The sequence below is a fragment of the Kineosporia sp. R_H_3 genome (assembly GCF_002198675.1).
Taxonomy (GTDB): Bacteria; Actinomycetota; Actinomycetes; order Actinomycetales; family Kineosporiaceae; genus R-H-3.
Genome location: NZ_MWLL01000050.1, coordinates 1 through 11,225 on the forward strand (window position 1 = coordinate 1; position 11,225 = coordinate 11,225).

The following is an 11,225-nucleotide window of genomic DNA, read 5'->3' on the forward strand; positions in this document are numbered from 1 at the left end:
AGTCCGAGGACGGCGACGACGCCGACGACGACGGGGCGACCGGCAGCCGCCGGCGGCGCCGTCGCCGCCGCCGCGGCACGTCCGGCACCGATGCCGAGGGCGACGACCCGCCGAACACGGTCGTCCGGGTCCGGGAGAGCCGTCGCTCGTCGGGCGGGTCCTCCGGGGACGACGTCACGAGCCTGCGCGGCTCGACCCGCCTGGAGGCGAAGAAGCAGCGCCGCCGCGAGGGCCGTGAGGCCGGCCGCCGCCGCACGACGATCACCGAGGCCGAGTTCCTGGCCCGGCGCGAGAGCGTCGACCGGGTCATGGTCGTGCGCGAGCGCGAGGGCCGGACCCAGATCGGCGTCCTCGAGGACGGCGTCCTCGTCGAGCACTACGTCGCCCGGCGCACCCAGACCTCGATGGTCGGCAACGTCTACCTCGGTCGCGTCCAGAACGTGCTGCCGAGCATGGAGGCGGCCTTCGTCGACGTCGGCAAGGGCCGCAACGCGGTGCTCTACGCCGGTGAGGTCAACTGGGACGCCGCCGGCCTCGAGGGCCAGCCGAAGCGGATCGAGCACGCGCTGCGCTCCGGGGAGTCGGTGCTCGTCCAGGTCACGAAGGACCCGATCGGCCACAAGGGCGCCCGGCTCACGAGCCAGATCTCGCTGCCCGGCCGCTACCTCGTCTACGTGCCGGACGGCTCGATGACGGGCATCTCCCGCAAGCTGCCCGACGTCGAGCGCAACCGGCTCAAGAAGATCCTGCGCGACGTCGTTCCGGAGAACGCGGGCGTCATCGTCCGGACCGCCGCCGAGGGCGCGAGCGCCGAGGAGCTCGAGCGCGACGTCGCCCGGCTCCAGGCCCAGTGGGAGGACATCTCCCGCAAGGCCGGCGCCGTCAACGCCCCCGCGCTGCTCTACGGCGAGCCCGAGGTCGCGATCCGCGTCGTCCGGGACATCTTCAACGAGGACTTCTCCAAGCTCGTCATCAGCGGCGACGAGGCCTGGGACACCCTCCAGGGCTACATCGGCCACGTCGCGCCCGACCTCGTCGAGCGCCTCGAGCGGGCCGACGCGGGCCGGGACGTCTTCGCCGAGTTCCGGATCGACGAGCAGCTCGCCAAGGCGCTGGACCGCAAGGTCTGGCTGCCGTCCGGCGGGTCGCTCGTCATCGACCGGACCGAGGCGATGACCGTCGTCGACGTGAACACCGGCAAGTTCACCGGCTCCGGGGGCAACCTCGAGGAGACGGTCACCAAGAACAACATCGAGGCGGCCGAGGAGATCGTCCGGCAGCTGAGGCTGCGGGACATCGGCGGCATCATCGTCGTCGACTTCATCGACATGGTCCTCGAGTCCAACCGCGACCTCGTGCTGCGGCGGCTCCTGGAGTGCCTCGGCCGGGACCGGACGAAGCACCAGGTCGCCGAGGTCACCTCGCTCGGCCTGGTCCAGATGACCCGCAAGCGCGTCGGCCAGGGCCTCCTCGAGGTCTTCAGCGAGACGTGCGAGCACTGCGGGGGCCGCGGGCTCGTCATGCACGACGAGCCGGTCGAGAAGCGCCAGGACGGCGGCAACGGCGGCGGCAGCGGCTCCGGCGGCAGCAGCGCCGTCCGGGGAGGACGCCCCGGCGACCTCCTCGCGGCGCGGCCGGCGGGGCCGTGGCAACCGTTCGGCGTCCAGCCCGGCGGGCCCGCCCGGGGGCGACCCCGCAGCGGCGCCGAGCGCCGTCGCGGGCAGCTGAGCACCGGCACGAACGAACGACGCAGGCACCACGGCAGGTGAGGTGGTGGCCCGGTTTGACCCGGCCACCGCCGCATCCGTACCCTTGACCCTTGGTGCGCCGCAGGGCGCGCCTCGTTGTGTACGCCCCCGCATCGCCGCAGTTGCGGCCGGGTGCGAACCGGGCGAGCAACCATGACCGATGAGCAGGGAGTTCCAGGTGTACGCGATCGTCCGCGCAGGCGGCCGTCAGGAGAAGGTTTCCGTCGGCGACGTCCTCATCGTCGACAAGCTCGCCGGTGAGACCGGTTCGACGGTCGAGCTCCAGCCGCTGCTCCTCGTCGACGGCGGCACCGTGACCAGCGCGGCCGACGCGCTCGCCGCGGTCAAGGTCACCGCCGAGATCGTCGAGCCCACCAAGGGCCCGAAGATCCGCATCCTCAAGTTCAAGAACAAGTCGGGGTACCGCAAGCGTCAGGGGCACCGTCAGCACCTGACCCGGATCAAGGTCACCGGCATCTCGAAGTGACGTCGCGCCGCCCCTCACCGGGCGGCGCACCACAGCACCAGGACTTCCGCTGCGGGTGACCCGCACCAGATCATCGAAGGCAGGCAACGACTCATGGCACACAAGAAGGGCGCGAGCTCGACCCGGAACGGGCGCGACTCCAACGCTCAGCGGCTCGGCGTCAAGCGCTTCGGCGGCCAGGTCGTCAACGCCGGCGAGATCATCGTGCGCCAGCGCGGCACCCACTTCCACCCGGGCGACAACGTCGGCCGCGGTGGCGACGACACGCTCTTCGCCCTCGAGGCGGGTGCGGTCGAGTTCGGCACCAAGCGCGGCCGCAAGGTCGTGAACATCGTGGTCCCGGCCGGCGAGTGAGGCTCGCCCTCCGGGATCAACGCCACGGGCGCTCACGCGCTTGAAGACGTCGCAAGGGCGGGCCGGTCACCGGCCCGCCCTTCGCGCTTTGCCGCCCCGACAGGCAACGGCCTCACGTCGGACCGGCGGCACACGCAGCAGCACTGGTAGCACCAACTGAAGGAGTCGAGCACCGTGACGACGTTCGTCGACCGGGTCGTCCTGCACGTGGCGGGCGGTGACGGGGGCCACGGCTGCGCGTCGGTGCACCGGGAGAAGTTCAAGCCGCTCGGCGGGCCGGACGGCGGCAACGGCGGTGACGGCGGGGACGTCCTCCTCGTCGTCGACCCGCAGGTCACCACGCTGCTCGACTACCACCACCGCCCGCACCAGAGCGCGACGAAGGGCAAGCCCGGCCAGGGCGGCAACCGGTCCGGCGCCTCCGGCTCCGACCTCGTGCTCGCGGTGCCGAACGGCACGGTCGTGAAGTCGTCGTCCGGGGAGATCCTCGCCGACCTCGTCGGGGCCGGGACGACCTACGTCGCCGCGGCCGGCGGCAAGGGTGGCCTGGGCAACGCGGCGCTCGCGTCGACGCGGCGCAAGGCGCCCGGGTTCGCGCTCCTCGGCGAGCCCGGCGAGACCGGTGACATCACGCTCGAGCTGAAGACCGTCGCGGACGTCGCGCTCGTCGGCTACCCGAGCGCCGGCAAGTCGAGCCTCGTCGCCGCGCTCTCCGCCGCGCGCCCGAAGATCGCCGACTACCCGTTCACGACCCTCGTGCCCAACCTCGGCGTCGTCGACGCCGGCCAGGTGCGCTACACGGTCGCCGACGTCCCCGGGCTCATCCCCGGCGCGAGCCAGGGCAAGGGCCTCGGGCTGGAGTTCCTCCGGCACGTCGAGCGCTGCTCGGCCCTCGTGCACGTCCTGGACTGCGCGACGCTGGAGCCCGGTCGCGACCCGCTGACCGACCTCGACGTCATCGAGGCCGAGCTCGCCGCCTACACCGTCGACGAGGGCATGGCCCCGCTTCTCGAGCGGCCGCGGATCGTCGTCCTGCACAAGACCGACGTGCCCGAGGCGCGGGAGCTCGCCGAGCTCGTCAGGCCCGACCTCGAGGCCCGCGGGCTCGACGTCTACCTCGTGTCGTCCGTGAGCCACGAGGGCCTGCGCGAGCTGTCCTTCGCGATGGCCAAGCTCGTCTCGCAGGCCCGTGCCGACCTCGCCGAGCCCGTCGTGCAGCGCATCGTCGTCCGGCCGAAGGCCGTCGACGACAGCGGCTTCACGGTCAAGCCCGAGAACCTCCCGGACGGCGTCCGCTACCGCGTGCGCGGCGAGAAGCCCGAGCGCTGGGTGCGGCAGACCGACTTCACGAACGACGAGGCCGTCGGCTACCTCGCCGACCGGCTCGCCCGCCTCGGCGTCGAGGACCAGCTCCTCGCCGCCGGCGCGGTCGCCGGCGCCGAGGTCGTCATCGGCGACGACGTCAGCGGCGTCGTCTTCGACTGGGAGCCGACGCTCATCGCCGGTCCGTCCGGCCCCGCGGCACCGCGCGGCGGCGACGTCCGGCTCGAGGAGAACGCCCGGCCGAGCCGCAACGAGAAGCGCGACCGGTACGAGGAGCGGCGGGTCGCCAAGCGCGAGGCCCGCGCCGAGCTCGCCGAGGAGCGCAAGTCCGGCGTCTGGGTCACCCCGGACGAGGACGAGATGCCGACCTTCGTCGACGTCGACCACGACGGCCCGCCGATCCCGGTGGACCTCGACGACCTCGACGACCTCGACGACCTGGACGACCTGGACNACCTCGACGACGGCGACGACGACGCCGGCGCGGCCGACGGCACGACCGGCACCGAGGCGCTCGCGACGACGGACGGCGGGTCCGGCGAGGCCCGCCGATGAGCGCCCGCAGCGCCGCACGCCCGACGATCACGCGTGAGCAGGTCGCGACCGCGGGGCGTCTCGTCGTCAAGGTCGGCTCGTCGTCCCTGACGACCCGTGAGGGCGGCCTGGACGCCGAGCGGCTCGACACCCTCGTCGACGCGCTCGCGAGCCGGCGGCTCGCGGGCCGTGAGGTCGTGCTCGTGTCCTCGGGGGCGATCGCGGCGGGGCTGTCCCCGCTCGGGCTGCCGCGTCGTCCGCGCGACCTCGCGACCCAGCAGGCCGCGGCGTCCGTGGGGCAGGGGCTGCTCCTGGCCCGGTACACCGACGCGTTCGCCCGGCGCGGGCTCACCGTCGGGCAGGTGCTGCTCACGGCGGACGACGTGATCCGCCGCGGGCACTACGTCAACGCGCTGCGGACCTTCTCCCGGCTGCTCAACCTCGGCGTCGTCCCGATCGTCAACGAGAACGACACCGTGGCGACGCACGAGATCCGGTTCGGCGACAACGACCGGCTCGCGGCCCTCGTCGCGCACCTCGTCGACGCCGACGCCCTCGTGCTCCTGTCGGACGTCGACGCTCTCCTCGACGGGCCGCCGTCCCGCCCCGGCGTCCAGCGGGTGCCCGTCGTCCGCGGCCCGGCCGACCTCGAGGGCATCGAGATCGGCCGGACCGGTTCGGCCGGCGTCGGGCTCGGCGGGATGGTGACCAAGGTCGACGCCGCGGGCATCGCGACCGCGGCCGGGATCCCGACGCTGCTCACCTCGGCGGCCAACGCGGCGAAGGCGCTCGCCGGGGACGACGTCGGCACGTGGTTCGAGGCGTCCGGGCGGCGCGCGAGCAGCCGGATGCTCTGGCTCGCCCACGCCGCGCAGACGACGGGCGCCCTCGTGCTCGACGAGGGTGCCGTCACGGCCGTCGTGGACCGCCGGTCGTCGCTGCTGCCGGCCGGGATCACCGCCGTCGAGGGTGCGTTCACGGCGGGGGAGCCGGTCGACCTCAAGGACCCGGCCGGCAAGGTCGTCGGCCGGGGCCTGGTGAACTTCGACGCGACCGAGCTGCCCAGCCTGCTCGGCCGCTCGACGAAGGACCTCGCCCGCGAGCTCGGCGCCGGGTACGAGCGGGAGGTCGTCCACCGAGACGACCTCGTGCTCGTCCGCGACCGCCGGCGCTGACGGCGCGACCCGCCGCGATCCGATCGCTGCGAGTGACGCACCGCGACGCTGCGTCGAGGTGATCACCCGGGCGTGTCGTGGACGGCGCGCCGTCCCGGCGTGTTCGGTGCGCCGACCCGGTGAAACGCGTGTGGCGGCCCGAAAGGTATGCGAAACACGTGACGGGAGGCGAGGAAGCCTGGTGGACTGGATACGTGACGACGGATGATGACGACCTCGCGACGCTGACGCCGCTGCGGGGGATCGACCTGAACCAGATCCGCCGTCGCCGCTCGCACCGCGCGCAGGAGCCCGCTCTGTGGTTCGTGACGATCACGGTGAGCGGCCGCCGGATGGACGCCGAGCAGGTGCGCCAGAGCCTCGAGCGGCTCGGCGAGGAGCAGCCGTTCCTCGTGTCGGCCAGCTACGCGAGCAGCCGCGCCGAGGTGAAGTACTGGGACGAGTCCGTCGACATCGAGGGTGCCGTCGCCCAGGCCCTGCGGCTGTGGCGCGACCACGAGTCCTCCGCCGGTCTGCCGCCGTGGACCGTCGTCGGCATGGAGGTCGTCGACCGGGACACCGCCCGCCGCCGCTGGAGCCAGGACGTCAACCTCACGGTGTTCGGCCTCGGCGAGATCCGCCCCATGGAGGGCGTCGAGAGCTGAGACGCCGCTCCCGGCGGACGCCGGGGACGACGGTCCCGCGCGGCATCTAGGCTGGCCCCATGACGATCGCCGAGGCGGAGCACGCGCACGGGGCGCAGAGCCACGTGCACTCCCACGACGACGACCACGACGGCAGCCACCACGACGAGCCGGGTCACACCCACGAGCCGGCGCCGGACGACGTCCGCGGCGAGGTCCGCGCCGTGTGCGCCCGGGCCCGCGAGGCCGCCCGGGTGCTCGCGACCACGCCGCGCACCGTCAAGGACGCCGCGCTCACCGCGCTCGCCGACGACCTCGTCGCCGCGACGGAGCGGATCGTCGCCGCGAACGCCGAGGACCTCGCCCGCGGCGAGGCGGGCGGGATGTCGCCGGGGCTGCTCGACCGGCTCCGGCTCGACCCGGCCCGGGTGGCCGCGATCGCCGACGCGGTGCGGGACGTCGTCCGGCTGCCGGACCCGGTCGGCGAGGTGGTCCGCGGCTCGACCCTGACGAACGGGCTGCGGCTGCGCCAGGTCCGCGTGCCGATGGGCGTCGTCGGCATGGTCTACGAGGCCCGCCCGAACGTCACCGTCGACGCCGCCGTGCTCGCCCTCAAGGCGGGCAACGCCGCGGTGCTGCGGGGCGGCTCGGCCGCGGAGGCGAGCAACACGGTGATCGTCGAGGTGATCCGCGGTGCGCTGGAGCGCAGCGGCCTGCCCGCGGACGCCGTGACGTCCATCGACGCCTGGGGCCGCGAGGGCGTCGTCCACCTCATGCAGGCCCGCGGGCTCGTCGACCTGCTCGTGCCCCGCGGCGGCGCCGGGCTGATCCGCACCGTCGTCGAGAACAGCACCGTGCCCGTCATCGAGACCGGCACCGGCAACTGCCACGTCTACGTCGACGCCTCGGCGGACCTCGGCCAGGCGCTCGCGATCACGCTCAACGCCAAGACCCGCCGGGTCGGGGTGTGCAACGCCGCCGAGACGCTGCTCGTCCACGCGGACGCCGCCGCGGCGTTCCTCCCGCTCGTGCTGCCGGCCCTGCGCGACGCCGGTGTCACCCTGCACACCGACGAGCGGACGGCGGCCGCGGCCGCCGACCTCGGCATCGACGTGCTGCCCGCGGGGGAGAAGGACTGGGGCGACGAGTACCTGTCGATGGACCTCGCCGTCGGCGTCGTCGACAGCCTCGACGCCGCGATCGCGCACATCCGGCGCTGGTCGAGCGGCCACACCGAGGCGATCTGCACGACCGACCTGCGGGCGGCCGACCGGTTCACCGCCGAGGTGGACTCGGCCGTCGTCGCCGTCAACGCCTCGACGGCGTTCACGGACGGCGCCCAGTTCGGCCTCGGGGCCGAGGTCGGGATCTCGACCCAGAAGCTGCACGCCCGCGGGCCGATGGGCCTGGCGGAGCTGACGTCGACCAAGTGGGTCGTGACCGGCGACGGTCACACCCGGCCGTAGGGAGTCACGTGGAGGGGACCGAGGTCCGCAAGCTCACCGAGCTGGAGGACCGCCACTGGTGGTACCGCGAGCGCCGGCACCTGCTCGACCGCGCCGTCGACGGGATCGTGCCCGGCGACGCGCTCGACATCGGGGCGGCCGGCGGCGGGAACACCCGCGTCCTGCTGCGCCGCGGCTGGCGGGCGTCGGCGCTCGAGTACGGCCAGGAGGGCGCAGAGGTCTGCCACGAGCGGGGTATCGCCGTCCTGCGGGCCGACGCGACGCGGCTGCCGCTGGCGGCGGCCAGCCTCGACCTCGTCGTCGCGTTCGACGTGCTCGAGCACATCGAGGACGACAAGGCCGCCGCGGCGGGCGTCTTCGACGCGCTCCGGCCCGGCGGCACCTTCCTCGTCGCCGTCCCCGCGGACCCGAAGCTGTGGTCCGAGCACGACGTCGCCGTCGACCACGTCCGGCGCTACACCCGCCCCGAGCTGCTCGACCTGCTCCGGGGGGCCGGCTTCGAGATCGCCTCGGTGCGCTCGTGGATGGTGCTGCTGCGCCCCGCGGTCGCCCTGCGCCGCCGGGCGTCGTCCGGCAGCGACCTCGACGACCCGCCGGCCTGGATGAACGCCGTCCTCGGCGGCATCGTCGCCCTCGAGCGCTGGCTGCCCGTCGGGAAGCTGCCCGGGGTCTCGCTGCTCGTGACGGCGCGCCGCCCGGCATAGCTGCGCCGAGGTCGCCGTTCGACCCGGAGGACGGGGAGGTGACCCCGGTCAGCGCCGGGCGCTGCTCAGCGACCCGAGCTGGACGTCGTCCGGCACCGCCACGGCGGGTGCCGCGGCCTCAAGGCTGTCGTGCGCCACGTAGTACGCGGGCCGGCCCTGCATCTGGGTGTAGAGCCGACCGACGTACTCGCCGAGCATCCCGAGGCAGAGCAGCTGGACGGCGCCGACCCCGGCGACGACGACCGCGATCGAGGTCCAGCCCGGGATGACGTGGCCGGACAGGTACGCGACGACGGCGCCGGCGAGGAACAGCCCGGTGACGAGCGCACCGCCGAGGCCGAACCACGTCGCGAGCCGCAGCGGCGCGACGCTGAACCCGGTGAGGCTGTCGACCGAGAGCCGGATCATCCGCGAGAGCGGGTACTTCGTCTTGCCCGCGGCCCGCTCCTCGCGGCGGTAGCCGACCTTGGTGTCGGGGAAGCCCAGGGCGGGGACGACGAGCCGCAGCACCCGGTTGTGCTCGGGGAGCGCGTTGACGGCGTCGACGGTCGCGCGGCTCATGAGCCGGAAGTCGCCGGCGTCGTCCGGCACGTGCCCGCCGAGCAGCCGGCGCATGACCCGGTAGTACATCCGGGCGGTGAGCCGCTTGAAGGCGCTGTCGGTGCTCCGGTCGTTCCGCACGCCGTAGACGACGTCGACGCGCTCGGCGCGGGCGGCGCCGAGCATGTCGGGGAGCACCTCGGGCGGGTCCTGCAGGTCGGCGTCGAGGGTCGCGACCCAGGCGCCGCGGGCGCGGGCCAGGCCGGCGGAGATCGCGGCCTGGTGCCCGGCGTTCGCCCGGAGCCGGACGACGCGCAGCTGCGGCCAGGTGCGGCGCTCGCGCTGGAGGATCACCGGGGACGCGTCCCGGCTGCCGTCGTCGACGCAGACCACCTCGTACGGCTCGCCGAGCGCGTCGAGCACCGGACGCAGCCGCTGCGCGAACAGCGGGAGCACGTCCTCCTCGTTGTAGACGGGGACGACGACGCTCAGGACGGGCAGGTCGGGCAGCGCGGGCGCGACGTCGTGCGTGACGTCGGGTGCGACGTCGGGTGTGGACGGTACGGCTGTCACGACCCGGCGACCCTCCTGTGTCAGACTTCGGATGTTCGAGCGGCCAGCCTAACGGGCCGCCCCCGGACATCGAGCAGCGCGACCAGCACGCAGCAGCACGACGAAGGAGCACCGCGCCATGACCCTGACCACTCTCGCGACCGTCGCCGCCGAGGGCGAGCAGCTGCGCGAGCTGCCCATCCCGCCGGTCGCCTTCGGGCTGCTGGCCCTGGCGGGCTTCGGTCTGCTCCTGCTCGTCACCTTCGCGTTCCGCAGCGTGAGCACGCGGCACTGACACCGGCGACGGGCCCGTCCGACCTCAGGGGCGTTCGATGATGACGTCCGTGCGACGCCTCGGGGTGATGGGCGGCACGTTCGACCCGATCCACCACGGCCACCTCGTCGCCGCGAGCGAGGTCCAGTCGGCGTTCGACCTCGACGAGGTCGTCTTCGTGCCGACCGGTCAGCCGTGGCAGAAGTCGTCGCGGGACGTCGCACCGGCCGAGCACCGCTACCTCATGACGGTCATCGCGACGGCCTCGAACCCGCGGTTCACCGTGAGCCGCGTCGACATCGACCGCAAGGGCCCGACGTACACGATCGACACCCTGCGCGATCTGTCGGCGCAGCGCCCCGACGCCGAGCTGTTCTTCATCACCGGCGCCGACGCCCTGGCGCAGATCCTGTCCTGGAAGGACAGCGGCGAGATCTTCGACCTCGCCCACTTCATCGGGGTCACCCGCCCCGGTCACACCCTCGACGACGCCGGTCTCCCGCAGGACCGGGTGAGCCTCATGGAGGTCCCGGCCATGGCGATCTCCTCGACCGACTGCCGGGTGCGCATCGTGAAGGGCGAGCCGGTCTGGTACCTCGTGCCGGACGGCGTCGTGCAGTACATCGGCAAGTACGGCCTCTACCGCCAGGACCCCGGTCACTGAGGTGGTGGAGGGGGGCGCAGGCGTCGGGGGCGACGGGTACGAGGGCCGGGACGGCGGCGGGCGCAGACGCGCGCGCGGCGGCACCGACCTCGAGGCGCAGCGCGCGTACGTCGAGGCGCTGGACGCCGTCGCCTGGCTGGCACCGGACCGCCCGCCGACCCGGCGCCGGGTCCGTGACCTCGAGGTCGTCGTCCCCGGGCCGCGGACCGGGGACCTGCCCCGGGTGCGCACCGGCCGCGCCGCGGACGTCGAGCCGCCCGCCGCGGGGCACGAGGACCCGCCCGCCCCGCCGCTGACCCGGCGCGAGCGCCGGGAGGCCGAGCGCCGGGCCGCGGAGCGCCGGCTCGCGGCACCGCAGCCGTACGACGGCGAGGAACGGCGCGTGGGGGAGCGCCGCCGCGGCGAGCGCCGTGCCGCGCTCGCGGCCGAGCGGGCCCGGCAGGAGGAGGTCCGGCAGGAGCAGGCCGACGCCGTCGCGCTCGCGCCGGCGGAGCGTCTCGCGCCGGTGGAGCCGCTCGCGCCGATGCAGCCGCCCGCGCCGGTGGAGCCGCCCGCGGAGCCGGTGACCGAGGTGATCGACGTCGCACCGCCGGTCGTCGAGGCGGCCGTCGGACCGCTCGTCGGGCCGGCGCCCGCGTCCGAGGCCCCGACGGAGCCGATCCCGGTCGTCGTGCCCGTCCCGGTCCCGGTCCCCGTGCCGTCCGCGCCGCCGCCACCGCCCCTGCTGCCGTCGCGATGACCGTCATGAGGTAGCGGTGCTCGGCCGGTGCGACGTCCCGCG

12 protein-coding genes are annotated in these 11,225 nt (G+C 74.3%); 11 read left to right on the forward strand and 1 reads right to left on the reverse strand.

All coding sequences use genetic code 11. From position 1 onward, the window contains the following. The 8 genes from ECOMGDLI_RS03110 to ECOMGDLI_RS03145 all read left to right on the forward strand — a co-directional run. Positions 1-1,769: Rne/Rng family ribonuclease (locus ECOMGDLI_RS03110; RefSeq protein WP_143447483.1), on the forward strand; the 1,769-nt coding region annotated here is incomplete at its 5' end. Between the two features lie 139 nt (positions 1,770-1,908). Then, positions 1,909-2,235: a 50S ribosomal protein L21 gene (gene rplU / locus ECOMGDLI_RS03115; protein ID WP_088283505.1), complete on the forward strand. Its 327-nt coding sequence runs from the start codon at positions 1,909-1,911 to the stop codon at positions 2,233-2,235. A gap of 93 nt (positions 2,236-2,328) precedes the next feature. Further along, complete coding sequence (rpmA, locus tag ECOMGDLI_RS03120; RefSeq protein WP_088283507.1) at positions 2,329-2,589, forward strand: 50S ribosomal protein L27; 261 nt, start codon at positions 2,329-2,331, stop codon at positions 2,587-2,589. Positions 2,590-2,763: 174 nt separating this feature from the next. After that, on the forward strand, positions 2,764-4,365 hold a 1,602-nt coding region (gene obgE / locus ECOMGDLI_RS03125), incomplete at its 3' end, for a GTPase ObgE (RefSeq protein ID WP_143447485.1). A gap of 98 nt (positions 4,366-4,463) precedes the next feature. Beyond that, positions 4,464-5,621, forward strand: coding sequence for a glutamate 5-kinase (proB, locus tag ECOMGDLI_RS03130; RefSeq protein ID WP_088313536.1), 1,158 nt, complete (start codon positions 4,464-4,466; stop codon positions 5,619-5,621). Between the two features lie 194 nt (positions 5,622-5,815). After that, on the forward strand, positions 5,816-6,265 hold the full coding sequence (locus tag ECOMGDLI_RS03135; RefSeq protein ID WP_198950071.1) for a hypothetical protein: 450 nt from the start codon (positions 5,816-5,818) through the stop codon (positions 6,263-6,265). A gap of 59 nt (positions 6,266-6,324) precedes the next feature. Next, complete coding sequence (locus tag ECOMGDLI_RS03140; protein WP_088313540.1) at positions 6,325-7,710, forward strand: glutamate-5-semialdehyde dehydrogenase; 1,386 nt, start codon at positions 6,325-6,327, stop codon at positions 7,708-7,710. Positions 7,711-7,718: 8 nt separating this feature from the next. Further along, positions 7,719-8,414: a bifunctional 2-polyprenyl-6-hydroxyphenol methylase/3-demethylubiquinol 3-O-methyltransferase UbiG gene (locus ECOMGDLI_RS03145; protein ID WP_088313543.1), complete on the forward strand. Its 696-nt coding sequence runs from the start codon at positions 7,719-7,721 to the stop codon at positions 8,412-8,414. 48 nt (positions 8,415-8,462) lie between these two features. Here the strand turns inward: ECOMGDLI_RS03145 and ECOMGDLI_RS03150 are convergent, their stop codons facing one another. Further along, positions 8,463-9,446: a glycosyltransferase family 2 protein gene (locus tag ECOMGDLI_RS03150; protein ID WP_369812706.1), complete on the reverse strand. Its 984-nt coding sequence runs from the start codon at positions 9,444-9,446 to the stop codon at positions 8,463-8,465. 199 nt (positions 9,447-9,645) lie between these two features. Between ECOMGDLI_RS03150 and ECOMGDLI_RS35230 the strand changes: the two genes are divergently transcribed. The 3 genes from ECOMGDLI_RS35230 to ECOMGDLI_RS03160 are packed head-to-tail and all read left to right on the forward strand — an operon-like array spanning position 9,646 to position 11,183. Beyond that, complete coding sequence (locus ECOMGDLI_RS35230) at positions 9,646-9,801, forward strand: hypothetical protein (protein ID WP_198954497.1); 156 nt, start codon at positions 9,646-9,648, stop codon at positions 9,799-9,801. A 37-nt stretch (positions 9,802-9,838) separates the two neighbouring features. After that, positions 9,839-10,444 carry a nicotinate-nucleotide adenylyltransferase gene (nadD, locus tag ECOMGDLI_RS03155; protein WP_088313547.1) on the forward strand — a complete coding sequence of 202 codons (606 nt, stop codon included), beginning with the start codon at positions 9,839-9,841 and terminating at the stop codon, positions 10,442-10,444. A gap of 4 nt (positions 10,445-10,448) precedes the next feature. Then, on the forward strand, positions 10,449-11,183 hold the full coding sequence (locus ECOMGDLI_RS03160; protein ID WP_143447484.1) for a hypothetical protein: 735 nt from the start codon (positions 10,449-10,451) through the stop codon (positions 11,181-11,183). The last annotated feature ends 42 nt before the right edge of the window (positions 11,184-11,225 follow it).

Coding starts and splice junctions, on each gene's coding strand:
- rplU (WP_088283505.1), top strand. CDS start 1,909: ATGAGCAGGGAGTTCCAGGTGTACGCGATCGTCCGCGCAGGCGGCCGT.
- rpmA (WP_088283507.1), top strand. CDS start 2,329: ATGGCACACAAGAAGGGCGCGAGCTCGACCCGGAACGGGCGCGACTCC.
- proB (WP_088313536.1), top strand. CDS start 4,464: ATGAGCGCCCGCAGCGCCGCACGCCCGACGATCACGCGTGAGCAGGTC.
- ECOMGDLI_RS03140 (WP_088313540.1), top strand. CDS start 6,325: ATGACGATCGCCGAGGCGGAGCACGCGCACGGGGCGCAGAGCCACGTG.
- ECOMGDLI_RS35230 (WP_198954497.1), top strand. CDS start 9,646: ATGACCCTGACCACTCTCGCGACCGTCGCCGCCGAGGGCGAGCAGCTG.
- nadD (WP_088313547.1), top strand. CDS start 9,839: ATGATGACGTCCGTGCGACGCCTCGGGGTGATGGGCGGCACGTTCGAC.